At 63.9% G+C, this 26088-nt stretch carries 21 protein-coding genes; 11 read left to right on the top strand and 10 right to left on the bottom strand.

Annotated elements, in window-relative coordinates:
- Window positions 1–17: 17 nt before the first annotated feature.
- Window positions 18–1160 carry an FMN-dependent L-lactate dehydrogenase LldD gene (lldD, locus tag C5N93_RS14410; protein ID WP_242559801.1) on the bottom strand — a complete coding sequence of 381 codons (1143 nt, stop codon included), beginning with the start codon at window positions 1158–1160 and terminating at the stop codon, window positions 18–20.
- 140 nt (window positions 1161–1300) lie between these two features.
- Between lldD and C5N93_RS14405 the strand changes: the two genes are divergently transcribed.
- From C5N93_RS14405 to C5N93_RS14395, 3 genes are all read left to right on the top strand, one after another.
- Window positions 1301–2197: a LysR family transcriptional regulator gene (locus C5N93_RS14405; RefSeq protein ID WP_242559800.1), complete on the top strand. Its 897-nt coding sequence runs from the start codon at window positions 1301–1303 to the stop codon at window positions 2195–2197.
- 201 nt (window positions 2198–2398) lie between these two features.
- On the top strand, window positions 2399–3718 hold the full coding sequence (locus C5N93_RS14400) for an MFS transporter (protein WP_242559799.1): 1320 nt from the start codon (window positions 2399–2401) through the stop codon (window positions 3716–3718).
- 124 nt (window positions 3719–3842) lie between these two features.
- On the top strand, window positions 3843–4823 hold the full coding sequence (locus tag C5N93_RS14395; RefSeq protein WP_242559798.1) for a M14 family metallopeptidase: 981 nt from the start codon (window positions 3843–3845) through the stop codon (window positions 4821–4823).
- A 154-nt stretch (window positions 4824–4977) separates the two neighbouring features.
- On the opposite strand, the gene C5N93_RS14390 is transcribed toward C5N93_RS14395, so the two are convergent.
- The 3 genes from C5N93_RS14390 to C5N93_RS14380 form a co-directional block, all read right to left on the bottom strand.
- The gene (locus C5N93_RS14390; RefSeq protein WP_242559797.1) at window positions 4978–6426 is read right to left on the bottom strand and encodes an SLC13 family permease; all 1449 of its coding nucleotides are present in this window, start codon (window positions 6424–6426) and stop codon (window positions 4978–4980) included.
- On the bottom strand, window positions 6427–7563 hold the full coding sequence (locus C5N93_RS14385) for a patatin-like phospholipase family protein (RefSeq protein WP_242559796.1): 1137 nt from the start codon (window positions 7561–7563) through the stop codon (window positions 6427–6429).
- Between the two features lie 297 nt (window positions 7564–7860).
- A complete protein-coding gene (locus tag C5N93_RS14380; RefSeq protein ID WP_242559795.1) occupies window positions 7861–8274 on the bottom strand; it encodes a helix-turn-helix domain-containing protein in 414 nt (137 codons plus the stop codon).
- A gap of 151 nt (window positions 8275–8425) precedes the next feature.
- On the opposite strand from C5N93_RS14380, the gene C5N93_RS14375 reads away from it, so the two are divergent.
- On the top strand, window positions 8426–9427 hold the full coding sequence (locus tag C5N93_RS14375; RefSeq protein WP_242559794.1) for an LLM class flavin-dependent oxidoreductase: 1002 nt from the start codon (window positions 8426–8428) through the stop codon (window positions 9425–9427).
- A gap of 52 nt (window positions 9428–9479) precedes the next feature.
- Here C5N93_RS14375 and C5N93_RS14370 read toward each other — a convergent pair whose 3' ends face one another.
- The gene (locus tag C5N93_RS14370) at window positions 9480–10748 is read right to left on the bottom strand and encodes an FAD-dependent oxidoreductase (RefSeq protein WP_242559793.1); all 1269 of its coding nucleotides are present in this window, start codon (window positions 10746–10748) and stop codon (window positions 9480–9482) included.
- Window positions 10749–10830: 82 nt separating this feature from the next.
- Window positions 10831–11664 carry an aldo/keto reductase gene (locus C5N93_RS14365; RefSeq protein WP_242559792.1) on the bottom strand — a complete coding sequence of 278 codons (834 nt, stop codon included), beginning with the start codon at window positions 11662–11664 and terminating at the stop codon, window positions 10831–10833.
- A 588-nt stretch (window positions 11665–12252) separates the two neighbouring features.
- Between C5N93_RS14365 and C5N93_RS14360 the strand changes: the two genes are divergently transcribed.
- Window positions 12253–12825: a cytochrome b gene (locus tag C5N93_RS14360; RefSeq protein WP_069340179.1), complete on the top strand. Its 573-nt coding sequence runs from the start codon at window positions 12253–12255 to the stop codon at window positions 12823–12825.
- 108 nt (window positions 12826–12933) lie between these two features.
- Here the strand turns inward: C5N93_RS14360 and C5N93_RS14355 are convergent, their stop codons facing one another.
- From C5N93_RS14355 to C5N93_RS14345, 3 genes are all read right to left on the bottom strand, one after another.
- The gene (locus tag C5N93_RS14355; RefSeq protein ID WP_242559791.1) at window positions 12934–15207 is read right to left on the bottom strand and encodes a TonB-dependent receptor; all 2274 of its coding nucleotides are present in this window, start codon (window positions 15205–15207) and stop codon (window positions 12934–12936) included.
- Window positions 15208–15400: 193 nt separating this feature from the next.
- Window positions 15401–15907: a DUF2946 family protein gene (locus C5N93_RS14350; protein ID WP_242559790.1), complete on the bottom strand. Its 507-nt coding sequence runs from the start codon at window positions 15905–15907 to the stop codon at window positions 15401–15403.
- Between the two features lie 241 nt (window positions 15908–16148).
- Window positions 16149–16835 carry an OmpW family outer membrane protein gene (locus C5N93_RS14345; RefSeq protein ID WP_242559789.1) on the bottom strand — a complete coding sequence of 229 codons (687 nt, stop codon included), beginning with the start codon at window positions 16833–16835 and terminating at the stop codon, window positions 16149–16151.
- Between the two features lie 368 nt (window positions 16836–17203).
- Here C5N93_RS14345 and C5N93_RS14340 point away from each other — a divergent pair, with 368 nt between their 5' ends.
- The 5 genes from C5N93_RS14340 to C5N93_RS14320 all read left to right on the top strand — a co-directional run bounded on the left by C5N93_RS14340 (window position 17204) and on the right by C5N93_RS14320 (window position 23703).
- On the top strand, window positions 17204–19633 hold the full coding sequence (locus C5N93_RS14340) for a transglycosylase domain-containing protein (RefSeq protein WP_242559926.1): 2430 nt from the start codon (window positions 17204–17206) through the stop codon (window positions 19631–19633).
- Between the two features lie 133 nt (window positions 19634–19766).
- Window positions 19767–20678, top strand: a complete 912-nt coding sequence (locus tag C5N93_RS14335; RefSeq protein WP_069340176.1) for a LysR substrate-binding domain-containing protein — start codon at window positions 19767–19769, stop codon at window positions 20676–20678.
- 93 nt (window positions 20679–20771) lie between these two features.
- Entirely contained in the window at window positions 20772–21278 is a 507-nt protein-coding gene (locus tag C5N93_RS14330) for an N-acetyltransferase (protein WP_242559788.1), read from the top strand.
- Between the two features lie 180 nt (window positions 21279–21458).
- The gene (locus C5N93_RS14325; protein ID WP_242559787.1) at window positions 21459–22358 is read left to right on the top strand and encodes a class I SAM-dependent methyltransferase; all 900 of its coding nucleotides are present in this window, start codon (window positions 21459–21461) and stop codon (window positions 22356–22358) included.
- A gap of 139 nt (window positions 22359–22497) precedes the next feature.
- Window positions 22498–23703: an NAD-dependent formate dehydrogenase gene (locus C5N93_RS14320; RefSeq protein WP_069340173.1), complete on the top strand. Its 1206-nt coding sequence runs from the start codon at window positions 22498–22500 to the stop codon at window positions 23701–23703.
- 285 nt (window positions 23704–23988) lie between these two features.
- Here C5N93_RS14320 and C5N93_RS14315 read toward each other — a convergent pair whose 3' ends face one another.
- Window positions 23989–24708: a glutathione binding-like protein gene (locus C5N93_RS14315; RefSeq protein WP_069340441.1), complete on the bottom strand. Its 720-nt coding sequence runs from the start codon at window positions 24706–24708 to the stop codon at window positions 23989–23991.
- 552 nt (window positions 24709–25260) lie between these two features.
- Between C5N93_RS14315 and C5N93_RS14310 the strand changes: the two genes are divergently transcribed.
- Window positions 25261–26088, top strand: a complete 828-nt coding sequence (locus C5N93_RS14310) for an alpha/beta hydrolase (RefSeq protein WP_242559786.1) — start codon at window positions 25261–25263, stop codon at window positions 26086–26088.

Raw genomic sequence — 26088 nt, 5'->3', positions numbered from 1 at the left:
TCGTTAAGACGCGGGATTCACGGGTTGCCGAGGACCAGCGAGTTCCTGTCGATGGCGTCGATCGACGTCACGCCGGTCAGCGTCATCGCCACGCGCATTTCCTTGGCGAAGATGTCCAGCATGTTCTCCACGCCGCGTTGTCCGTCTGCGGCCAGGGCGTAGGCGGTGGCGCGCCCGAGCAGGCAGCCCTTCGCGCCGAGCGCCAGCATGCGAACGACGTCCAGTCCCGAGCGGATGCCCGAGTCGGCCAGCACGGTGAGGTCGTCACCAACGGCATCGGCAATGAGCGGCAGCGCCTTCGCCGTGGACAGCACGCCATCGAGCTGGCGGCCGCCGTGATTGGAGACCACGATGCCGTCCGCCCCGAAGGTCACGGCGTCCTTGGCGTCTTCGGGGTCCAGAATGCCTTTGATGATCATGGGGCCTTGCCAGAAATCCCGAATCCATTCGAGATCCTTCCAACTAATCGACGGATCGAAGTTGTTGCCGAGCCACCCGATGTAGTCTTCCAGCGATACCGGCTTGCCCAGGTACTTCGACACGTTGCCCAGATCGTGCGGACGGCCGGTCAGGCCGACATCCCATGCCCAGTGGGGGCGCGTCATCGCCTGAAGCATTCGGCGCGACGCGGCAAACGGCCCGGACATCCCCGAGTGGGCGTCGCGATAACGCGCGCCGGGCGTGGGCATGTCGACGGTGAAGACAAGGTTGCGGACACCGGCGTCACGGGCGCGCTCCAGCACGTTCTTCATGAAGCCGCGATCCTTGAGCACGTACAACTGGAACCAGATCGGTTGCGGGCTTTGGGCTGCGACTTCCTCGATGGAGCACACGCTTACGGTCGAGAGGCACAGGGGGATGCCCTTGCTCGCGGCCGCTTTCGCGACCTGGACTTCCCCGCGTCGCGCGAACATCCCGGTCAATCCGACGGGCGCCATGATGATCGGCATCGCCAGCGGCTGACCGAACAGGGTCGTATTGAGGCTCAGGTTTTCGACGTTGCGCAAGATACGCTGGCGCAGCCCGATGCCGGCCAGATCGGCCGTGTTGGCACGCAGGGTGTGCTCGGCGTACGCACCGCCGTCGATATAGTCGAACAGAAAACGTGGAAGCCTCGATTTGGCCGCTGCCCGGTAGTCGGACGCCGAAGAAATGATCATGACGCGATTCCCCATCGAATATTTTTGAGTTCGAGCCCTGACGGCTCGGGACACTGCGCTGGACGGGCATCAAGATACGGCAACCGATACCCCGATAAAATGACTTTTCGTTCTGATATTCAGTCGGATTTGGAATAGTTATGAATCTGAGAGCATTACGAACCTTCGTCGAAGTGGTACGCCAGGGCGGGTTCTCGCAGGCGGCCGAAGTGGTGTCCCTGACGCAGTCTAGCGTCAGTAAGGCCGTCAGGACGCTCGAAGACGAGTTGGGCGTGCCGTTGCTCAGTCGTATCGGGCACCGCAGCGAGCTGACGGATGCCGGGGAGATCGTCTATCGCCGGGCGCTGTCGCTGTTGGCGGAGCGTCGCGACATGATCGACGAGATCGACGATCTGCGGGGGCTCAAGCGGGGCACCTTGCGATTGGGACTGCCGCCGGTGGGATGCGGCGTGCTGTTCGCGCAGATGTTCGTGACCTATCGCGAACGCTATCCCAACATCGACATCGCGTTGACGGAGCATGGCAGCAAGCGTCTTCGCGAGTGCCTGGAGGACGGGGAGGTCGAACTGGCGGCGCTGCTGCTGCCGGTGGCCGATCATTTCCAGTATCAGGCCGTGCGCAAGGAACCGCTGGTCGTGGTGCTCCCCGCGGGGCATGCGCTCGCCAAACGAAAATGGCTCGATTTCACGGCGCTGGCGGACGCGCCTTTCATCCTTTTCGAAGCAGGTTTTGCGCTGAACGGCATCATCATGGCCGCGTGTGAACGAAAAGGCGTGGTGCCGCGCGTGACGGCCAGAAGCGGGCAAATCGATTTCATCGTGGATCTGGTCACAGCGGGACTGGGCGTGGCCTTCCTGCCGCGCATGCTGGCGCTCAAACATCGGCATCCGGGCATTGTGCTGGTTCCGTTACGCGAGCCGCAGACGGACTGGCACATTTCGCTGGCATGGCGCAGTCACACGCACCTGTCTTCGGCCGCGCGTGCCTGGCTGGAGCTGGCGCGGGAGGTGCATGGGGGGCCTGCGGCGACCCTCTGACCCCAATCAGCACCCAATCAGCACCCAATCAGCACCCAATCAGCACCCAATCAGCACCTCTGCGTGCCGAAACGGCACGAAGCGGCATTTTCCGCCGCCTACACTCCGCTTCCTGAGACTGGCAGACGGCCCGGCGTGCGCACGCGCGCTTCCGGGCGTCGACATATCGATTTTCAACGCCAGCGATCCAGAGGAGCAGGCATGACCGGTAACACCAAACCCCATAACCCGTGGCGCGAAATCTGCGCGGCGAGTATCGGCAACGCACTTGAGTTCTACGACCTGCTGATCTATGGCTATTTCGCCATCGTGATCGGCCAGTTGTTCTTCCCCTCGCACGACGCGACCACCTCGCTGCTGCTCTCCGTGGGCACGTTCGGGATCTCGTTCGTCACGCGCCCGCTGGGCTCGATCATTCTCGGCAGCTACGCCGACCGCGCTGGCCGCAAGGCGTCGCTCACGGTGTCCATCGGCCTGATGATGGTCGGCACCGCCATGATCGCGTTCGCGCCGACCTACGAGCAGATCGGCATCCTCTCGCCGCTCATGATCATCGTCGCGCGCATGCTGCAAGGCTTCTCGACGGGCGGTGAGTTCGGCGCCGCCACGGCATTCATGGTCGAGCACGCCGATGCCAAGCGTCGCGGTTTCTTCGCGAGCTGGCAGATGTCCACGCAAGGTCTCGCGACGGTGCTCGCCGCCGGTGTCTCCGCACTGCTGAGCCTGCTGCTCACCGCCGATCAACTGAGCGCATGGGGCTGGCGTATTGCCTTCGCCGTGGGCCTGCTCATCGGACCGGTCGGCCTCTACATTCGCCGCAACATCGACGAGACCGCCGACTTCAAGAAGCTCGGCGAGAAGCAACGCGAGAAGTCGCCGCTGCGCGAAGTCTTCGGCCGTGACCGCGCCAACATGCTGCTCGGCGCCGGTGTGGTTGCTGCGGCCACCGCGTTCAACTACGTGCACAAGCTGTACATGCCGACGTACGCCGTCAAGCAACTGCATATCCCGGCGACGTCGTCGTTCATCGGCGCGGTCGTGACCGGCGTGATGCTGATGATTGCCGCGCCCGTCGTGGGCCACATGTCGGATCGCTTCGGCCGTATTCGCGTGATGCTCTGGGCGCTCATCGCCGTGGGTGCGACGACGTACCCGCTGTTCGTCCTGCTCAACCGCTACCCGACGTTCCAGACGCTGCTCTTCGTGCAGGCGCTGGTTGGTCTGCTCATCGCCGTGAGCCTGGCGCCGCTGCCTGCGCTGCTCGCCGACATCTTCCCGACGAGCACGCGCGGGACCGGACTGGCGCTGTCGTACAACTTCTCGGTGACGCTGTTCGGCGGCTTCGCCCCGCTGATCGTGACCTGGCTGATCGACGCTACGCATAACAAGCTCGCCCCGAGCTTCTATGTGATGACGACGGCCGTGCTCAGCATCGCCGCCGTTACCGCGCTCGGCCGTCGCGTGCGAGCCGGCAAGATTGTAGGTGTGACGCACGGGTCGCCGCGCGCCACGAAGGCCTGAAGCGTGCCTGACGCGCATTCGCACCCCCATCCGATGCACTGATTTCAGCCGCAACGACGACGTCCGCCTCTCCCCTTGCGCGACGTCGTCACCTTTTTTGTGGCATCCCTGCGGAGCACTATCCATGACCACGCTCGAAGCGATTCGCGCCGCCTTGCCGGCGTACCCCATCGAAGTCTCGTTCCCCGACATCACCCGTTGGCGCGAGGGCAATACCGGCATCGACTATCTGCACACGTTCGATAGCGGCAAGCCCGGCAAGCACGTGATGATTCTCGCGCTCACCCACGGCAACGAAGTCAGCGGCGCGATTGCCGTCGATTCGCTGCTGGCGTCGGGCCTGCGTCCCGTTACGGGGCGCTTGTCGCTCGGTTTCGGCAATGTGGGCGCCTACGAGCAATTCAGCGCCGAGAACGCCGACGCCACGCGTTTTCTCGACGAAGACATGAACCGGGTCTGGACGGCGTCGACGCTCGACGGCGAGCGTCAAAGCCGCGAACTGACGCGCGCACGCGCCATGCGTCCGTTCATCGATACGGTCGATCTGCTGCTCGACATTCATTCGATGCACGAAGCCTCGGCGCCGCTGATGATGACCGGCCCGCTGGAGAAGGCGATTGCGCTGGCCGCCGAGCTTGGCACGCCCGAGCACGTGATCATCGACAAGGGCCATGCCAATGGCACGCGTATGCGCGACTACGGCGGCTTCGGCGATCCGGCCAGCCCGAAGAACGCACTGCTCATCGAAACGGGCCAGCACTTCGCCAGGAGCGCACGCGATGTGGCGCTCGACAGCGCCGCGCGATTCCTGCTGCATGCGGGTGTGGTCGCGCAGGCAGACGTCGCGCAGTTCCTGACGCAAACGACCGGGCCGCAGAAGTTTGTCGAGATCACGCAGCCGGTCGTGGCGCGTTCGATGGACTTCCGTTTCTCGCAACCGTTCACGGGGCTCGAAGTGATCGAGAAGGCCGGCACCGAAATCGCGCGCGACGGCGATGAGGTCATCGTCACGCCGTATGACAACTGCGTGATCGTGCAGCCGTCGATGCGTCATCTCGGCGTGAATGTGACGATGATGCGTCTGGGACGTTTGCTCGATCGCTAAGGCGTCTTGCAGGCGCCGGATGGCGCCGAAATGCATGAGATGTCGCGTGGGCCGGTATTGCACCGGCCCATTTTTTTCGTCCGCGTTGGTCTCTGCGCATTGCGAATGCTGACGGGCGTGGACGTCGTGGTTTCCGGGGACGTACGCCGTGGCGTCAGAACGTCCCGACCAATGAGCCGACGACGATGACGGCGACGAGCGCGATCAATGCGCTCACGATGCTCGTCATGACGATATCCAGATAGCTATCACGATGCGTGCTGCCACACACCGCGAGCAGCGTCACCACGGCGCCGTTATGCGGCAGGCTGTCGAGTGTGCCGGATGCGATGACCGCCACACGGTGCATCAGCGCCGGATCGATGCCGTGCTGTGCGGCGAGACTGACATACGCCGGGCCGAGCGCGTCGAGGGCGATCGTCAGGCCGCCGGACGCCGAACCCGTGATCGCCGCGAGCAGGTTCGCGGACAGGGCGAGCGAGACGAGCGGGCCGCCATCGATGGACAACACCCAGTCGCGCACGAGTTCGAAACCCGGCAGTGCGGCAATGACACCGCCGTAGCCGACGAGGCTCGCCGTGCACATGATTGGCAGCACGGAGGCATTGGCGCCGGCGTCCATCGTCTTGCGCAGTGCGGGCAGACGTCGCCATTGCAGTATCACCAGCACGACGATGGCGCTGGCCAGTGCCACGCATACGCCCCAGACACCCGCCACGCTCTGCAACGTAATGCCGCCCCATCTCGGCTCGGCGAGGAAGCTGGCGTCGAGCCGGGGGAAAACGATCACGTTCATCACGAAGTTCGCGCCGATCACCACGATCAGCGGCAACGCCGCGGTGAGGATGCCCGGCAAGGCGTCGCTGCGGTGTCCCTGCTCGATTTCGGCCGGATCGAACTCGCGCGCCACGCTGGCACGCTCGCGCACCACGGTCGGGTCGGCGGCTTTGTCCCAGACTTCCGTCTGCGCGTAGCCGTGGCCGGCGCTACGCGCTTGCGCTTCACGCCATGTGAGCCACCACAGGCCCACGCCGAGCATGATCGCGGACGCCATCAGCCCCAGTCCCGGCGCCGCGAACGGCGTGGTGCCGAAGAAAGGCATGGGAATCGCGTTCTGGATGGCAGGCGTGCCGGGCATCGCCGACATGGTGAAGGTCGATGTGCCCAGCGCGATCGCTGCGGGCATCAGCCGCACCGGAATGTTCGCCTCGCGAAAGAGGGCGTGTGCCATGGGCGCGAGTACGAAGAACGCCACGAACAGGCTCACGCCGCCATAGGTGACCAGCGCGCCACCGAGCACCACCGCGAACATCGCGCGACGTGCACCGAGTTTGTCCGTGAGGAACGCGGCGATGGCCCGTACCGCACCGCTGTCTTCCATCAGCTTGCCGAAGAGCGCGCCGAGCAGGAACAACGGGAAGAATTGCGCGACGAAGCGCGCCGCGTTCTGCATGAATGTTTGCGTCCAGTGCGCGAGAATCGGCTCGCCGGAGAGTGCGGCCGCGAGCATGGCGGCCGCAGGGGCGAGCAGCAGGACGCTCCATCCGCGATAGGCGAGCCAGACGAGTAGCGCCAGGCCGATCAGAATGCCGGCAAGCTCCATTCAGAGGGCCTCCTGGAACGGATCGAGGTCCAGCGACGACCGGCGGCCGAGATCGGCACCGTGCTCGCGCAGGAAGGTATCGGCGCAGCGGCGTCCCTCGTCGCGCAACATCACGAGGAAATCCCATTCGGCCGAGAGCTTCGACGAGTAGCCGAGCGTCGTCATCATGCTGCTGGCAATCCGGTGCATACGCATTTGCGCCCAGCGCTTGCCCTCCTCGCTCCCCGCATCCACGACCTTACGCAACACCGCAATCATGCGCAGTTCCTTGAGCAGCGTGGCGTTGAACGAGACCTCGTTCACGCGGTTCAGGATCTCGCGTGCGGAGCGAGGCACTTCGTGACGCTCGACCGGATTGACCTGCACGAGGATCGTGTCGCACGACACCGTTTCGCGCACCAGCGGCGTGATCGACGGATTGCCCGCGTAGCCGCCGTCCCAGTAGGGTTCGCCGTCGATTTCGACGGCGCGATAGAGCATGGGCAGGCAGGCCGAGGCGAGCAGCACGTCCGGAGTGATCTCGGCGTTGCGGAAGACACGGCCGCGTCCGGTGCGCACGTTGGTGGCGGTGATGAAGAGTTGGATGGGGTTCGTCTGACCGGCTTGGGAGATGCCGTCGAAATCGATGTGATCGGCCAGCAGACGACGCAGCGGATTGAATTCGAGCGGCGACAGATCGTATGGCGAGACGACGCGCGCGGCCAGATCAAAGAACATGAAGAACGGCGAATTGTCGAGCGACCAGCGGCCTAGCACGATGTCGAGCGGTGTGCGGCGCAACGGGCTGAATCGGCCCGCGTGGGCGACGTCGCGCCAGAACTGTTCGAGGGCGCCGCGTGCCGCGTCGGGACCGCCCCGGGCGTAGCCGGTGGCCAGCACGGCAGCGTTCATGGCGCCTGCGGACGTGCCCGAGATGCCTTCGATGCGAAATGGCGCGTTGGCCGTGTCGTGCGAGATCGCTTCGAGCAGACGGTCGAGCACCCCCCAGGTGAACGCGCCGTGCGCGCCACCGCCCTGAAGGGCGAGATCGATCGGGAGTGCGGTGCGGCCAGTGGCGCGCGCACCAGATGGCGTGCGGGTCGCGTTAGCGGTGCGGGTGGCGTGCTGCGCCCGCTTGGGGGATTGGGAGCGTGGCATAGTCCCTCGGCGATGCGGCACTGCACAGATAGGCGCTGGCCGCGGGGTTCGTTACGAGAGTACGGTTGCAGGGGGTACGCAGTTTGCGCTGCAACATGACCACTGTCTCAGATAAATATGAATTGGGCAACCTCGCGTCGAGTCGCCTTGGCGTCTTGGTGTCGACATGGCGGGATGTGAGCGGTGACGTCGTGCGCGTGCCTTGCGCACCGTAGGGACGGAATGACGCAATGTTCATGCCGAGCAGCGATGAAGGGAAGAACGCTGCCGTATCCGCCGATGGGAACGATGTGAGGGTTACGGGTTTGCGTAGGCGTCGATGTCGTCTTCGCTGCTCGTTTCCGCCTGCAACGGCCTGCCGCGCCGCAGACTCAGTTGCGCGAGCACGTCGGCGTGCTGGTTGCCCCAGCGGTACAGCATCTCGATCGGTTCGATGAACAGCTCGCCAAGCGGGGTGAGCGAATACTCGACCTTGGGCGGCACGACGGCGTACACCTCCCGGTGAATCAGCCCGTCGCGCTCCAGTTCGCGCAGCGTCTGGGTGAGCATCTTCTTCGAGATCCCCGGCAGCCGACGCTGCAACTCGCCGGTGCGCGTGGTGCCGCACTGCAATGCGTAGAGGACCATGCTCGTCCACTTCACGCTGAAGAGCTCCAGCACGCGACGCGGCACGCAGGTTTCCTCGAAAACGAAGGGTTCGCGATTGTTCATGGTAACCAAATGGTGACTATTCAACTAAAAGGTGCCTACTGGGGATTTCGACCCTTCGTCACTATACTTTGTGGCGATAGTGCGCGTCACCCCATGTGAGTGATCCCGGAGTCGACGGCGGGGCGATGCGCACAAGCTAACGGAGAACCCCATGAGCAGTTTGTCGAAGACAGCCCTCTCGTTGCTCGATCTGGTGCCGGTGCGCGCCGGCGGCACGGTGGCCGAAGCCCTGAAACAATCCACGGAACTCGCCCAGCACGTCGAACGTCTGGGATTCACGCGGTTCTGGCTGGCCGAGCACCACAACATGGACGGCATTGCGAGTTCGGCGACCTCGCTGCTGATCGGTCACGTGGCGGACAAGACGTCGCGTATCCGGGTGGGCTCTGGCGGCGTGATGTTGCCCAACCATCCGCCGTTGGTCATCGCGGAACAATTCGGCACGTTGGCGGCGCTGTACCCGGGCCGCATCGATCTGGGGCTGGGGCGCGCGCCCGGCGCGGATCAGGCGACGATGCGCGCATTGCGTCGTGACCGGCTGGGCAATGGCGACGACTTTCCCGAGCAAGTGGCCGAGCTGCGTGCGCTGCTCGCACCGGCCCAGCCTGGGCAGCGGCTTGTCGCGACGCCGGGCGCCGGGAGCGATATCCCGGTCTGGCTGTTGGGATCGTCACTCTATTCCGCGCAACTCGCTGCGCATCTGGGACTGCCCTACGCGTTCGCGTCGCACTTCGCGCCGCGTTTCCTTTTCGACGCGATCCGAATCTACCGTGAGCTGTTCCGCCCGTCGGCGGTGCTGGACAAGCCGTATGTCATGGTCGGTGCGCCGGTGATTGCCGCGCCGACCGATGAGGAGGCGGCATTCCTGGCGACGTCGTCGCAGCAGAAGATTCTGGCGCTTATGCGCGGACAGAGCCTGAAGTTGCAGCCGCCCGTGCACGACATGGACGCGCGTTGGGATCCGGCCGAGCAGCACTCGGTGGAAGCGTTCCTCGGCGTGGCTGTCGTGGGGGGGCCGGAGCGCGTGAAAGCGGGCTTATCCGATCTCGTCGAGCGCACGCAAGCCGATGAGCTGATGCTCGTCACCGATATGTACGACCCGGCGCTGCGCTTGCGCTCGTGCGATATCGTGGCGTCCGTCTGGAAGGATTGAGACGCCAGCGAGCGCGGCTTCCGTAACGCTTCGACGCTACGATATCGCACGATTACCGGAAGCGCCCGATAGAAAATGGCGAGAGGTCGATCGTCGGCCGCTCGCCGCTCACCAGCCCTGCGATCGTGCGCCCCGTGGACGCGGCGGCCGTCAACCCGACGTGCCCGTGTCCGAAGGCGTAGAAAGCGTTGGGCACCTTCGATGCGGCACCGAGCACCGGCAAAGAGTCAGGCGTGCTCGGACGGAAACCCTGCCAGCGCGCGCCCTCGACCGACTGCGTCGACTTCACGCCTTGCACCGCGCGGGGGAACATTTTGTGAAGCTGGCCCAGCAGCAGATCGGCACGTCGCCAGTTCGGCGGCGCCTGAAGACCTGCGAGTTCGACCGTCCCCGCACCACGCAGGCGACCGGCCATCGGCGTGGCGAACAACTTGCCCTCAGCCCACATCACCGGGCGCGACGGCACTTCGTCAGGTGCCGGGATTTCCACGTGATAACCACGCTCGGTATCGAAGACGATGCTGTCGCCCAACTGACGTACGAACGGTGCCGACCAGGCACCAGCGGCAACCACGACCGCGCTCGCGGCCTCGCGTCCCTTGTCGGTGTGCACCGCAACGGCGTGTGCGCCGTTGGTCTCGATCGCCGTAGCACCGGCATCGACGACACGACCGCCACGCGCCACCACCTGCGCCGTCAGACGGGCAAGCAACGCGCCGGGATCGGACGTGTGCCCCGTCTCGCTGATATAGCGTGCGCCGATGAAATCGTTGGATAGCGTCGGCTCGAATTCGCGCAGTGCGCTCGCATCCAGCGTTTCGATTTGCACGCCGTTGTCACGGCGCAGCGCCATGCCGCCTTCGTCGCCCGTCATGCCGCTCTGGCTGGAGTAGGCGATCAGGTAGCCGCGACGCGTGACCAGATCGTTGGCATCGGCGTCGTCGAGCAGTGGCTGATAGGCGTCGAGCGCCGGGCCGAGCAGGGCGCGCAACGCGCGGGCCTGTGCGGCAACTCGGGCCGGCTGACTGGCCGCGACGAAGCGCGCGAGCCACGGCACCATACGCGGCAAGTAGCGCCAGCGCAGCACCAGTGGTCCATCCGGTTGCATCAGCCAACCCGGCACTTGCCACAGCACGCCGGGCATGGCGATAGGAACGACCGACGAGCCATTGATACAACCGGCGTTACCGAGAGAGGCGGCCTGTCGCGCCGATTGCCGATCGACGATGGTGACGCGGTGCCCGGCACGTTGAAGATAGGCGGCGGTACATACGCCGACCAAACCGCCCCCGATAACGACGACGGGATGCGAATCGCTCATGAAGCCGTCCTGCAAAAATTCGGAAACGCCTAGTGTACTGCCTCGCGCATCTACAACCGAGCGCTTCGTAGTTTGCCGCCGATCAGATCATTTCCAGCGGCCGCTTGCGCGACGGCGCCTCGAAGTGATGATCGAGCAGCGAGAGTTCTTCGGCCGTCAGCGCGATGTCATGCGCCGCCCGGTTGGCGCGGACGTGCGCTTCCGATCCGGCTTTCGGGATGGCAATGACGCCCGGTCGGCTCAACACCCAGGCGAGCGCAATCTGCAACGGTTCGACGTGACGTTTGCGGGCGATGTCACCCAGAACGCCGCTCGTCGGCAACCGGCCCTGTTCGATGGGGGAGTACGCCATCATCGGCAGCTTTCTGGCGGCGAGCCACGGCGCCAGATCGTACTCGGGGCCGCGTCGCGAGAGATTGAACAGCACCTGATCCGTGGCGCATGCGTCGCCGCCCGGCGCGTCGAACAGCTCCTCCATGTCGTCCGTATCGAAGTTGCTCACGCCCCATTGGCGGATCTTGCCGGCGTCGATCAGGGCTTCGAAGCCGGCAATCGTTTCTTCGAGCGGTACGTCGCCACGCCAGTGCAGCAGATAGAGATCGATGCGATCGGTCTGCAAGCGGGCGAGACTTCGCTCGCAGGCGGCGATCACACCGCGTCGCGACGCGTTGTGCGGATAGACCTTGCTCACGAGGAACACTTCGTCGCGCAGCCCGTCGAGCGCTTCGCCGACGAGACGCTCCGTCGCCCCTTCGCCGTACATTTCTGCGGTGTCGACGAGCGTCATGCCCAGCGAGACGCCAAGCCGTAACGCAGCGATTTCTTCGCGGCGCCGCTCGGGCTTCTCGCCCATCATCCATGTGCCCTGACCCAGCGCCGGCACGGTGTCGCCCTGAGGGAAAGTGATGTTTCGCATGATCTGTCCTCCTGGATTTTTGTGATCATTATCAGCCTGCAAGTCGAGCGATGACCAGTGCCTTGAGGGCTTCGCGCAACACTTCGAGGTGCCGTCCTATCTTTTGACTCGGATTCGTCCTAGGCACGGTACGGACATCTCCGCTTTTGCATTCGTACCCTCGATCTCTCGGATAGTTCACAAGCTTTTTTCCGGAGCGCGGCGATAAGCTGGCTTCGCCGATGCACATTGCAAATGTTGCTCCGCAGCGAGACGGCTCGGTGATGGCTCCCGCGATGTGCATCGGCTCGCGATGTCGGTTCCGACGTGTTGGATTGTTGCGACGAAAAAAAGAAAGCCCCGCGAACGGGGCTTTAAAGGCCGGCCGGAGGCGCGCCGGCCAAGGAGGTCATCGATGAAGCGCGAAGCCCTTGCGGGCAAGCGCCGAGGGCATATTGTCGGCATGGTTCGTCTGGCCATGGGAAGGAGGAATCCGAATGTCGGTAGCGAATTCGAGTAACAAAATGTGACGATTTGCGACCTTTTCGTGACATGGGACGACCGCGATAATGGGAGATACCCCCCAAATAGCAGAGGAGTCCCCACGAGATGGCCAAAGCGATCAAGTTCAACTCACTCGGCCCGTCGCTCATGTCAGTCGAGCGTTACGCACCGCCAGCGATCTTTTTTCATTGGGCGATCGCGTTGCTGATCGTGGTTGCCTATGCCGCGGTGATCACGAAGGGATACCTGCCCAAAGGGAGTGCGCCGCGTGCGCTGGCGATGACGATTCACGAATGGGCGGGGATTGCCGTGCTGGTGTTGGCGGTGCCGAGGTTGCTGTGGCGACTTGTCAAAGGCGCACCTGCGGCGTTGCCCGGTCAGGGATGGCTGGTGCGTGCGGGGTCGTCTCTCGTGCATTTGTTGCTTTACGCGTTCCTCTTCGCGCAGCCGGTGTTGGGCTACCTGACGTTAAACGCAGGTGGGCATGTCCTCACGATTCCGGGGCTGGATATCGCGCTGCCGCAGTTCGTGGGGAAGGACGTTGAACTGCGCCGCTCCATCAAAGAGATTCACGAGACGCTGGGAAGCGCGTTTTATTGGGTGATAGGCCTGCACGCCCTGGCGGCGCTATGGCACCACTACTTCCGTCGCGACGACACGCTGCGTCGCATGATGTAACGCCAGTTGTCCTGTCGACCGAAAGCGGGCGACGTGCAACGCCGTGAACGACGTTGCACATCGCGGATGCCCTCAGCCGGCGCTTGCCGAACCAGCGCCAGCCATCGATCAAAACGCGAACCTGACACCCGCGAACACACTGCGCCCGTCACCCGGATAGAACACGGCAGTGTTGGCGGTCCGGGCATCGGTCACGGTGCTGAAGTCCGAGACGTAGCGCTTGTCGGTCAGATTGCGTGCGTCGACGTAGAACGTCACGCCGCGTTGCACCAGATACGACGCCTGCAAGCCGATCAGCGTGTACCCGGGCACGCGCATCGTGTTGGCATAGTCGACCCACGCGCCGGTCGGCACCCAGTCCAGCGATGCCGCAATCTGGAAGCGGTTCGTGAGCGCGTAACCCAGGGTCGTGCGCAGCACTTGCGTCGGCACGCCGGCGATGCGGTTGTTGCCGTATTGCGGATCGTCGCGGAAACGGAAATCGCTGTAGTTCCAGATTTGCGACAGCGTGATGCGATCGCCGGTGGCCACGACGTTCTTTAACAAATCGACAGATGCACCGACTTCAAGGCCTTGCAATACCGTCTTGTTCGCGTTGAACGTGGACGCCGGAACGTCAGGGTTCGTCGTGTACTGAAGCAGTTGATCGCGCACGAGCGAGCGGTAGGCGGTGACGTCCCACGCTACGCGATCGAGCTTGCCTCGGGTGCCGGCTTCGATCGTCCACGCATGCTGCGAAGCCAGCGGCACGAAGCGCGATGTCGCCCCGAAGGTTTGCGAGAGGTCGGTGAAGTCCGGCACGTCGGCGCTGCGCGTCACGTCGATGAAAGCCTGGATGTCTTTGCGCGGCTCCCAGATCAGGCCGATCTTCGGGTTGACGCCGGAGTAGGCGGCGCTTGTCGACCGGTAATTCGCATCCCCCGGCAGACCCCCGTAGTCGATGTACTGACGAACGTCGCGATAGGCCTTGGCGCCGACCATCAGGCCCAGCGTGGGCAGGAAGAACAGACGGTTCTCGAAATACGCTTCGTAGTTGTAGGCACTCTGACGGGAGTCGAGCGTTTGCGCGCCGCGATTACCGTTCACGTTCACATACTGATCCGCCTTCGTGTTGCCACCGAAGAAGCGCGCGCCCACGATCAGGTCGTTGCGCATGCCCGCAAGCGTCAGGTTGGCGGTGTAGCGCGGTGCGACGCCGTAGGTCCAGCCGTCCTGATCGATGACCTGGAAGATCGGGTGGTACAGGCTCTTGTGAATGACCCACGAGGCGATGTCGAGTTGGCCGACGTCGAACCGGATGGTCGTCAGGTTGCCGAGCCGCTCGGTGCGGGTGTTACGCGCCTGATCCCCGGAGACGGCCGAAGCGGCGGCCTTCGTGGGATTGTTGAGCGCGTCGAACAGAGACAACGTGCCGGGCAGCTTCTGATCGACGATGTACGCGCCGAAGAAGAATCGCGTCTCCACGCGTGGCGAGAACTTATAGCCGATGTTGGCGTTGATCTGGGCGTAGTTGCCTTTGGCGTGGTCACGGTAACCGTCCGAGCGGTTGAGCGTGACGGTGGCCAGCGCGTCGAGCGGTCCGAAGATTCGCGACATCTGGCCACTGGCCCGCACGGTGCCGAAGCTGCCGCCTTCGAGACGGAACTGGTTGGGCGCCTCTGCGGTGTAGGCCGTGGGGGTCACAAAGTTGAGTGCGCCGCCGAGCGTCGTGGCGCCGTAGGTGAGGCCGTTGCCGCCCTTGTAGATCTCGGTCGAGCGCAGCCCCATCGGGTCGATCTGGTAGTAATCGCCGCTGCCGTCGGCCGAGTTCGTTGGAATGCCGTCTTGCAGGATTTCGAGGCCACGGACATGGTAGCCGCGTGCAATGCCCGAGCCGCGAATCGACACGCGCAACTCCTGGCCATACCGGTTCTGCACGAACACGCCGGGACTGTCCTTCAACACGTCGCGCAGGTTGAAAGCGTAAGTGTTCTGGTAGCTGTCGGCGTCGACGAAACCGACCGAACCCGCCGTCTGGAAAAGGTTGGCCCTCTGCTCCTCGACGCTCGGTGACGTGAGCGATTCCGCGGGCGCTACGACGTTTGTGGCGGGCAACGTCGCCACGGGGGCAGCGGCGCTTCCCGGAGCGGCCGGGACGGTCGTCTGCGCCAGTAGTAGCGGGGACGCTTCCGTCGGCGCAGCCGCTGCTGCGCCGGGTACGAACGCGGTCGTGTAACTGTCAGTGTGTTTGCCGGTGTGCGTCGAGGCGTGCGTCGCATCGACGGCGACGCTCAGACCGGTGGTTGCCGGATCGTTAGTGAGTGCGTGTGCGGTGCTGCCCAGCGAGGCCAGGGCGAGCGCGATGGCCGTTTGCAACGGCTTCTGCGTCGTGGAACGTGACATGAATGTCTCTCTCGCGACCGTACGACGGTCGCCTGATGAACGTGGGGTGACGAGCGCAACTGATGTGTCCCTGGCAGGCGCGGCATGCGGCACATCCACGCGGGATGCGCGCACGACAACGCGAGCTATCGGAACTCAGTGCGCACGACAGACGCCACCGGCATCGACAGGCAATGCGCGGAGGCAGTAACGATCAGGCGGAGAGAGACGGCGGGGCACGCGCTAAGGCGTCGGAGAAACGGGCGCGCGGATCGTGCGACACCGGTGCCCGGGGGGCGGCAGCGATGCCAGTCTGCGCGGCAGGCGGGGGGGTATGAAAATCGGTTGTGACGAGCGGTTGATGCGCCCAGAGCGCGCAATAGCCGCACTTTTCCCAGTGGTCTTCGGAGGCGAGGGAATGGTCTGCGCCACCGTGGCTGCTATGCAGGCCCGCCGGTTGGGCCTGTGCGGGCGGCGCCTGGGCGTCGTCGTGACCAGTGTGCCCGTCGTGCGTCGGCTGACGTTGGGCGTCAGCACGCGGCGTGGTCTTCGTCCCGAGCGCCGTTTGTGCCGTTTGCGTGCCCTGCACCGTGCAATAGACCGCAAACGGGTCCTGCTGCATGGCGGCACGCCATTGCGCAATCGCAGGCATGAGCGCGGCCAGCAGGATCGCCAGCAGGGCGATCCCGATTGCGACGCGATGCTGACGGAGCTTGCGCATGCCTTGGCCGGGTTCAGGGAAATTGGCGAAACCGAAGGCGTCGCGCGATGACGCGATAACGTGATGACGCTATCGGATAAGCGCGGCGCTCAGGGAACCAGGCATTGTAGGTGCTGTCGTCTTGCGGCGTAAATGCTTTGCGTTCGCATGTAGGGAGGACGCGACAATTTGACGCATCGACGCCCGGAACCAAAAAAGAGGGCGCCACGGCCCCCCAGCGCGTGGCGCCCTACACCGGCTATCAGAACTTCATCCCGACACCGACGCCGACGATGAGCGGATCGATGTGAAGGGTGCCGAGATCAGTGCCTGCGAGCGAGGTATCCGTCTTCATCCAGATTTTCTTGATGTCGATGTTGAAGAACAGGTTTTTCGTCATCTGAATATCGACCCCGGCTTGCAGGGCCGGACCTACGCTGTGGTTCTTGATGTCGATGGGCGTGCCGCCCGCGTTCAGATTGCTATTCCAGAAGCGCGTGTAGTTGATCCCCGCGCCGACATACGGACGGACCTTGCCTGCGTGATTGAAGTGGTACTGCAACAGCAGCGTCGGCGGCAGGACGTTGACACCGCCCAGATGCCCGAGGTTCGACGTGAGCTGGTGACGCGACATGCCCAGAATGAGTTCGACGCCGACGTTGTCGAGAATCATGTACGTGAAGTCGAGCTCCGGCACGATGGCATTGTTCACCGTGACGCCGAGCGTCGGCAGCACGCTGCCGCTTGCGTGGGAGTCGGGCATGATGCCGATCGCGCGCACGCGGGCGAGGATGTCTCCGGCGTAAATGCCTTGTGAACTGTCCTTGATGAAGCCGAAGGTCTTCGGGGTGTCGGGCGTGGGGCTTTGCGCGGCGGCCGGTGCGCTGAACAGGCCGGCCCCGGCAACCAGTGCGGCTGCGATGGCCGCGGCGCCGAGTGAGTGCTTCATGATGTTTTCCAAAGTCGTGAGTGAGCACGAGCGATGGTAGAAGCCTGCGGCGTTGCCGAATTTGATGCGCGTCAAGCAAGGGGAAACGCGAGCGCCGTGTGCGACAAACTGTCGCGAACGCGGTGAGGTGCGGCGTTGTGACACGTGATTCCGACCCACGACAATGTCATGGCGATGGTCGACGTGTGTCGGCGAGAGACATCGGTCCCGGCCGATGCCGACACGGCCCTCATCGCTCGTCCGCCGGGCAGGCCTGCCGGTTTTGGTAGGATGCGGACTTTGCCACGCTGTCCCTCATCGTGAAGCGCCCGATTTCGTCGCTGTTTTCATCGTTGTTGCAGACCGTCGCCCAGGCGGGCCGGTATGGTCTGCGACTGTTGCAGCCGCTGCATCCTTACGCCGCACGCGGCTGGTATCACCTGCGTCACCCCACGCGCCGCGGGGTGCTGATCGCCATTGCCGCGTTGCCGTGTCTGCTCGTCGCCTACACGCTGATCCTGATTCCGTTCACGCCGAGCATTCGCGATATCCGGCGCGCGAAGATCGACCAGCCCGCGCAAGTGTTGTCTGCCGACGGCAAAGTACTCGCCGAATTCCGGCCGTCGAATCGCGAATGGGTGTCGCTCAAGGATGTGTCGCCCAATGTCGTGAAGGCGCTGGTGTCGACCGAAGACCATCGCTTCTACGAGCACCACGGCATCGACCTCAAGCGCACGGCAGGGGCGGCGCTTCGTACGTTCTCCGGCGATCGTCAGGGCGGCTCGACGATCACGCAGCAGCTCGCGCGTAATCTGTACCCCGACGATATCGGTCGTGCCCCGACGCTGACACGCAAGATCAAGGAAGCCATCACGGCCCTCAAGATCGAAGCGCTGTACACCAAGCCCGAGATTCTCGAGACGTACCTGAACACGGTGCCGTTCCTGTACAACGCGTACGGCATCGAAATGGCTGCCCGCACCTACTTCGACAAGTCGGCCGATCAGTTGGATGTCGTCGAAGCCGCCACGCTCGTCGGCATGCTCAAGGGCAACAGCTACTACAACCCGGTGATCAATCCCGAGCGGGCGCTGCAACGCCGTAACACCGTGCTCGCGCAGATGGTCAAGTTCGGCGATCTCGATGCGTCGAAACTCGCCGCGCTGCAAAAGCGTCCGCTGCGCATCGACTTCGAGCGTCAGACGGAAGAACCCGGCCCCGCGCCGCACTTCGCGCAGCAACTGCGCAAATGGCTGATCGGCTGGGCGGATCGCAACGACTACAACATCTACTCCGACGGTCTGGTGGTGCACACCACCATCGATTCGCGTTTGCAGACGATGGCGACGCAGGCGCTCACGCGTCAGGCGAATCAGTTGCAGACGATTGCCGATGCGAACTGGTCGGCGCGCGGCGGCTGGCGTGACAGCACGGCACTCGTGCAGACGTTTGTGAGGGAGTCGGCGGAGTATCGCAACGCGGTTGCGGCGGGTGAAGCGCCTGAAGCGGTCATGAAGCGCCTGTTCGCCGACAAGACGTTCATGCAGAACCTGCGCGCGACGAAGACACGTTTGCAGGCGGGGTTCCTCGCTGTCGATCCGCGTACGGGGGAGATTCGTGCGTGGGTGGGTAGCCGCGACTTTACGACGGACCCGTTCGATCACGTTCAGCAGGCACGTCGCCAGCCGGGATCGACATTCAAGCCGTTCGTCTACGGCGCGGCGTTTATCAAGGGCCGCTCGCCGGATGACACGATCGTCGATCAGCCGGTCGAAATCCCGCTTGCCGGGGGCGAGATCTGGCGTCCCAGCGACGACACGGCCCCGACCAACAGGCCGATGAAACTGAGCGACGCGCTGGCGCAGTCGCGCAACACTGTCACGGCACAGTTGATGCAGGATGTCGGACCGTCACGTGTCGTCGGGCTGGCGCGTGCGATGGGCGTGCGCGAGAGCAAGCTCGACCCGGTGCCCTCGCTGGCGCTCGGCACGAGCCCGGTCTCGCTCAAGGAGATGGTGGCGGCTTACGGCACCATCGCGGACGGCGGCGAGTATCGCGAGCCGACGATGGTGACGGAAATCACGAACAGCGAGGGCGAGGTGCTGGCGACGTTCTCGCCGGCGCGTCCCGAACGCGCGCTTTCGAGGGACGACGATTACACGTTGCTCGATACGATGCGCGGCGTCATCAATCGCGGCACGGGCAACGCCATTCGCACGCGATTCGGCATTCGTGCCGACGTCGCGGGCAAGACCGGGACGACGCAGAACAACACCGATGGCTGGTTCATCCTCATGCAGCCGCAACTGGTGGCCGGTGCGTGGGTCGGGTTCAACGACAGTCGAATCACGTTGCGTAGCGACTATTGGGGGCAGGGGGCGCACAGCGCCTTGCCGATCGTGGGGGACGTATTCTCACGGGCCCTGCGTGCCAAGGTCATTGACGGCAGTGCGAAGTTCGACGCGCCGGATAACCACCATTGGTACAGCGATCTGTGGACGCGTGCTTCCGACTGGGTGACAAGCCTTTTCGCGAAAAAGCCGGAGCCGAAGACCAAGGCGACGGTGAAGCGTCCGGCGGCGCCTGCACCGGCGCCCGCGCCAACGAGTCCGACGGTGTCGACGCCGGAGGCCGCGAGCGATAGCGGGCCGCTGCCGGTACCTGTCGCGTCGGCGGTACTGGCGCAGCCGGAGTATCAGGCGCCCGCCAGCGCACCGTATGGCAACACGATTCCCGGTGTGCCGGGGGAATGGAACGGCCCGGGCGGCGCGTCGGCATCACCGTCTCCCGCCTCGAACGCCGCATCCGAAATCCAATAACAGTTATGCGACATTCTCATGACTGGCCTGTTATGGCTTGCGCTATATTCATGAATATATAGCGGTGACCGAATGCGTCTGCCGCAGCCTTTGCGCCATGGACGGTGCAGAGTGACCTGGGGGAGACACGGGCATGTTCATCCGGCAGTTGAGTTATCTCGTAGCGCTCGCGCAGGCGCAGCATTTCCGGCGTGCTGCCGAACTGTGCAACGTGTCGCAGCCGACGCTCTCCGGCGCGATCCGGAGCATCGAGGAGGAATTCGGGTTGCCGATCGTGCGGCGCGGTCGTCGTTTCGAAGGCTTCACGCCGGAGGGGGAGCGGGTGCTGGCGTGGGCGCGTCAGGTGCTGGCCGACTGCGAGGGATTGCGTCAGGAGGCGAGCGCCAGTCGTCGTGAGGTCACCGGATGCCTGCGCATCGGTGCGATTCCCACGGCGTTGCCGCTGGTGCCATTGCTCACCGATGCGTGCCTGCGCGACTTCCCCGGCATGCGCCATGAAGTCTTCACGCTGTCGGCCACGCAGGCGCTACGACAACTCTCCGAACTCGATCTGGATGTGGGGCTCAGCTATCTCGACGATCCGCGTCTGCGCGAGTTCGAGACCATCTCCCTGTTTCGCGAGCGTTACGTGCTGATTGCCCGTGACGAGTCGGCGCTGGCCGGGCGCACGTCATTGTCATGGCACGAGGCCGCGAAGCTGCCGCTATGCCTGCTCACGGGCAATATGCAGTGCCGTCAGGGGATCGATGCGGCGCTGGCGAGGGCGGGCACCTCGGCGTCGCCACGAGTCGAGACGGATTCGCTCATGGCGTTGTACGCGCACGTGCGATGCGCCGGTCTCTTCAGCATCGTGCCGCACAGCGTGCTGTGCCTGGCCGAGATGCGCGACGAGCTGCATGCGGTACCGCTGCAACCCGCGTTGCACCGCGAGATCGGCCTGATTCTGCGCGAACGGCAACCACGTCCCCCGTTGCTGGAAGCGGCTGTTGCGTCGTTCAGAGCGGTGGACTTGCAGACGCGACTCGATGCCTTGCTGACCGTCTGACGTGACGAGCGGGTGACATGGACCTCATGCCGCGCCCTGGAACCGGCGGGCAGGGCCGTGCCCGGGCCATGAGTGCGGGCATACAATGCCGCCATGACGCTCATCATCCGAAACGAAACCCCAGCCGATATCGATGCCGTCCACGCGCTGACGATCGCCGCATTTCGCGACGCACCGCACACGGCACATACCGAACAGTTCATCGTCGCAGCCCTTCGCCGCGAGGGGCAGTTGACCGTGTCGCTCGTGGCGCTCGATCGCGACACCGTTATCGGTCACGTCGCCGTATCGCCGGTAACGATTTCCGATGGCAGTGCGCATTGGTACGGCCTCGGGCCGATTTCCGTCGCGCCTGACCGGCAAGGCGGCGGCGTCGGCAGCCGGCTCATGCATGAGGCGCTCGATGCGCTGCGTCGTCTCGGCGCCTCGGGCTGTGTGGTGCTTGGCGACCCTGCGTACTATGGACGATTCGGATTCCGCGCCGAGCCAGGCGTTTCGCTCCCGGGCGTGCCTGCCGAGTATTTCCAGATCGTCGCGTTCGATAACAACGTGCCGTCGGGAACCGTGCGTTATCACGACGCCTTCGATGTCACGGCGTGATGGCATCGAACGTCGCTGTCTGCGTGCGGGCACGTCGTGAAAATAGCGCTTGACCTCAAGTCGGCTTGAATTGGCACACTCGATGACGTGCGCGATACCGGACGGACGCCGGAACGTCATGGGGATCGACTGACGTCCGTTCGGCGTGCACCTCAAACACAGGCTTCATGAGGTTTGCCAATGACCGATCCACGCAACGAATCCATCGCCGCAGCCAACCCTGCCCCCATCACGTCATCCAACCGCGATCAGTCCGAGCTTTGGAACGGGCGGTCGGGCAACGTGTGGGTGAACAATCGCGCCGTACTCGACCAGATGTTCGTGCCGCTCGCGAGATTCCTCATCGACCGCGCTCGCGACGTCGCGCAGCACACGCCGTCGGGGCGCATGCTCGACGTCGGTTGTGGCACCGGGGGGACGACGCTGGCGCTCGCCAACGCGTTGGGACATCCGTGGCAACTCACCGGGGCGGACATTTCCGCACCGATGATTGCCGAAGCGCGCACTCGTGCGGCGCATGCACGTTCGCCGGTAGCGTTTGTGTGTGCCGACGCGCAAACGCACGTATTCCCGCCCGCGCACTTCGACGTCATCGTCTCGCGACTCGGGGTGATGTTCTTCGACGATCCTGTGGCGGCGTTCAGCAACCTGCGTGCGTGTGCACGGCCCGGGGCATCGCTGCATGCCCTCGCGTGGCGTAGCGCCGACGACAATGCGTTCATGACGGTCTCCGATCGCGCCGCCAGACCACTACTGAGCGACTTGCCACCGCGACGGGCGGGCGCGCCGGGGCAGTTCGGTTTTGCGGATCGGGAGCGCGTCTCCGGCATTCTGACGTCTGCCGGTTGGACCGATGTCACGCTCTCGCCGGTGGACTTCGAGTGCACGTTCGCGCAGGCCGATCTGCGGGATTACGCGTCGCAGGTCGGTCCGGTCGGCCTGGCACTGACGCGGCTGGCACCGCCGGATCGTGAACGGGTCGTCGATGCGATCGTCGAGGCCTTCGACCCGTTCGTGCGCGACGGCGTTGTGCGATTCACGTCCGCCTGCTGGCACCTCTTGGCCCTCGCCAACGATTGATAGGTCTCGCCGATCAACCGATCAGCCGGAACGATTTTCCAGACGAAACACATACACCGATCATTGGCCTCAATGCAGCGACGCCGGCATGCGCCGCCAAGCAGACATCTTGCAAATAACCATTCAGGAGCGAGACACCATGGCCAAGATTGTTTGTGTTCTGTACGACGACCCCGTTACCGGATACCCGAAGACCTACGCCCGCGACGATCTGCCGAAGATCGAGTGCTACCCCGACGGTCAGACGCTGCCGACGCCGCGCGCCATCGACTTCCAGCCGGGCGCACTGCTTGGCAGCGTGTCGGGCGAGCTGGGCCTGCGCAAGTACCTCGAATCGAACGGCCACCAACTCGTGGTGACGTCGAGCAAGGATGGCGACAACAGCGTGCTCGATCGCGAACTGGCCGATGCCGAAATCGTGATCTCGCAACCGTTCTGGCCCGCTTACATGACGGCCGAGCGCATCAAGCGCGCCAAGAAGCTGAAGATGATCGTGACCGCCGGTATCGGCTCGGATCACACCGATCTTCAGGCAGCGATGGAGCATGGCATCACCGTCGCGGAAGTCACGTATTGCAACAGCAACAGCGTTGCCGAACACGTGATGATGACGACGCTCGCCCTCGTGCGTAACTACCTGCCGTCGTACAACTGGGTGCTCAAGGGCGGCTGGAACATCGCCGATTGCGTCGAGCGTTCGTACGATCTGGAAGGCATGCACGTCGGCACGGTTGCCGCTGGGCGTATCGGCCTGCGGGTGCTGCGTCTGATGAAGCCGTTCGGCACGCATCTGCACTACCTCGATCGCCACCGCCTGCCGGAGTCGGTCGAGAAGGAACTGAACCTCACGCACCACACGAGCCTGGAGAGCCTCGCGAAGGCTTGCGACGTGGTTACGCTGAACTGCCCGCTGCATCCGGAAACGGAGCACATGATCAACGCCGACAGCCTGAAGCACTTCAAGCGCGGCGCTTACCTGATCAACACGGCACGCGGCAAGCTGTGCGATCGCGACGCAGTCGCTGCCGCCCTCGAGAGCGGTCAGCTTGCAGGCTACGGCGGTGATGTGTGGTTCCCGCAACCGGCACCGGCCGATCACCCGTGGCGCACCATGCCGCATCACGGCATGACGCCGCACATCTCCGGCACGAGCCTCTCGGCGCAAACGCGTTACGCCGCCGGGACGCGCGAAATTCTGGAGTGCTATTTCGAGAATCGTCCGATCCGCAACGAGTATCTGATCGTGCAGGGCGGCAAGCTCGCCGGCGTGGGCGCGCACTCGTACAGTGCCGGTAACGCCACGGGCGGCTCGGAAGAAGCGGCACGCTTCAAGAAGTCTGCTTAACAGGCCGACCTGACGTCCGCAGGTGCGGACGTCGAACCTACCGGTTCACCTGCATCACCGTATCAATCACTGTACTGACCACCGTACCAACGCTATGCAGCAACGCGGTACTTGTGCAGTTTTGTAATTCTCTTCTTGCTGTTCCTGTTGTACCCGCCGGGTCGTCGGTCCGACGTCCGGCGGGGTTTTACCTCCTCGTGCAACATCGCGATCTCAAGCCGGCCATCTCATCGATGCGCCGGTTTTTTTTCGTGACGCAGATCGCGATATCGCAAGGCGTGGCGCTCAGGCGGGGCGCTTCGGAATGTCCAGCCCGCGAATCACGGCCGGGCGGGCGACGAATGCCCCGAGCGCACGCTGCACGTGCTTGAACTGATCGAAGCCGATCAGCTCGCCGGCTTCATAGAAACCGACGAGATTGCGGATCCACGGGAACGTGGCGATGTCGGCAATGGTGTACTCGTCGCCCATGATCCACTGGTGATCGGCCAGACGCGCATCGAGCACGGCGAGCAGACGCTTCGATTCGGCAACGTAGCGGTCGCGCGGACGCTTGTCTTCGTACTCCTTGCCGGCGAACTTGTGGAAGAAGCCCAGTTGCCCGAACATCGGGCCGACGCCGCCCATCTGGAACATCACCCATTGCAGTGTTTCGTAGCGCGCGGCCGGATCGACGGGCAGCAGCTTGCCGGTCTTCTCGGCGAGGTACCAGAGGATCGCGCCCGACTCGAACAGCGGCAGCGGCTTGCCGCCGGGGCCGTTCGGATCGAGGATTGCGGGAATCTTGTTGTTGGGGTTGAGCGACAGGAATTCCGACGAGAGTTGGTCGTCGGTCTGAAAGCTCACGAGATGGACTTCGTACGGCAGCCCGATTTCTTCGAGCATGATCGATACCTTCACGCCGTTGGGCGTGGGCAGCGAATACAGTTGCAGACGTTCCGGATGCGCAGCAGGCCACTTGCGCGTGATCGGAAACTGGGACAATTCGGCGGACTGATCGGACATGGGGATCGACGCATTCGTGTAAGCGGCCGACAACACCGCGGGACGCCCAATATAACGCCAAGCGCCCGGACGTGCTGACGAGTCGATCGGGCGGGTCGTCGCGTCTTGCTACGTCCGACGGGCCTCGCTACCGCCGCGCCCGCCTGCAACATCAGGATCCCTTTCATGACAGACGTGAGCGAGGTTTCGTGAATGTCACTCATTTGCGCGTCAAAAATTCTCACCTTGCAACTGCGCTCACCGACGCCTTAAATTGAAAGCCTTCGCCGCCGTTGGTCAACGTGCCGACGTGCGAAGTCCTGTCACACTGGCCGGCCGTTGGTTTTGCTGCGATTTGGGCTGAGCGGCTGAGTTTCCCGCTGCTGTTTCTCGCCGTCATTTCATGCGGTAATTTCGCGCAGTGATCTCACGCGGTAATTTCACGCAGTAATTTCAATTACGCCGCGCTGTCAGTCGTGTCGTGACGTGGCATTCCCCGCCTTCACCGGCGCCACGTCGCGACCCCTCGCTATCGTTCTTAGGTTCTATCGCGCACTGCGCAAGGATGACACCATGAGCACGTTCAAGACGAAGGATGGCACTTCGATTTTCTACAAGGACTGGGGCAGTGGCCGCCCGGTCGTGTTCTCCCACGGCTGGCCGCTCAGCGCCGACGCCTGGGACGCCCAGATGCTGTTCCTGGTTCAGCACGGTTTTCGCGTGATCGCGCACGACCGTCGCGGCCACGGCCGCTCCGACCAGCCGGGCACCGGCAACGACATGGACACTTACGCCGACGACCTCGCGGCACTCGTCGAGCATCTCGATCTGAAGGACGCCACGTTCATCGGCCACTCCACCGGTGGCGGCGAAGTCGCTCACTACCTCGGACGTCATGGCACGAAGCGTGCCGCACAGGCCGTGCTCATCGGCGCCGTGCCGCCCGTCATGGTCAAGTCGGACAAGAATCCCGGCGGCCTGCCCATCGCGGTATTCGACGAAATTCGCACGAACGTCGCCGCCAATCGCTCGCAGTTCTACAAGGATCTGGCGGTGCCGTTCTACGGCTACAACCGTCCGAACGCCAAGCCGTCGCAAGGCGTGATCGATGCGTTCTGGTTGCAGGGGATGTGGGGCTCGCACCTTGGCCAGTATCTGTGCGTCAAGGAGTTCTCCGAGGTCGATTACACCGAGGACCTGAAGAAGATCGACGTACCGACGCTGGTGCTGCACGGCGACGACGACCAGATCGTGCCCATCGACGATTCGGGCAAGCTCACGGCGCAGATCGTCAAGAACGCCACGTTGAAGATCTATCCGGGTGGCGCGCATGGCATGTGCACGGTCGAAGCGGACAAGGTGAACGCCGATCTGCTGGCGTTCCTGCGCAAGGCGTCGTGA

Source organism: Pandoraea sp. LA3 (assembly GCF_022696215.1).
In the GTDB taxonomy this organism is placed as follows: domain Bacteria; phylum Pseudomonadota; class Gammaproteobacteria; order Burkholderiales; family Burkholderiaceae; genus Pandoraea; species Pandoraea capi.
Note: the sequence above shows the minus strand (reverse complement) of the source record. Positions and strands in the feature narration are given on the sequence as shown.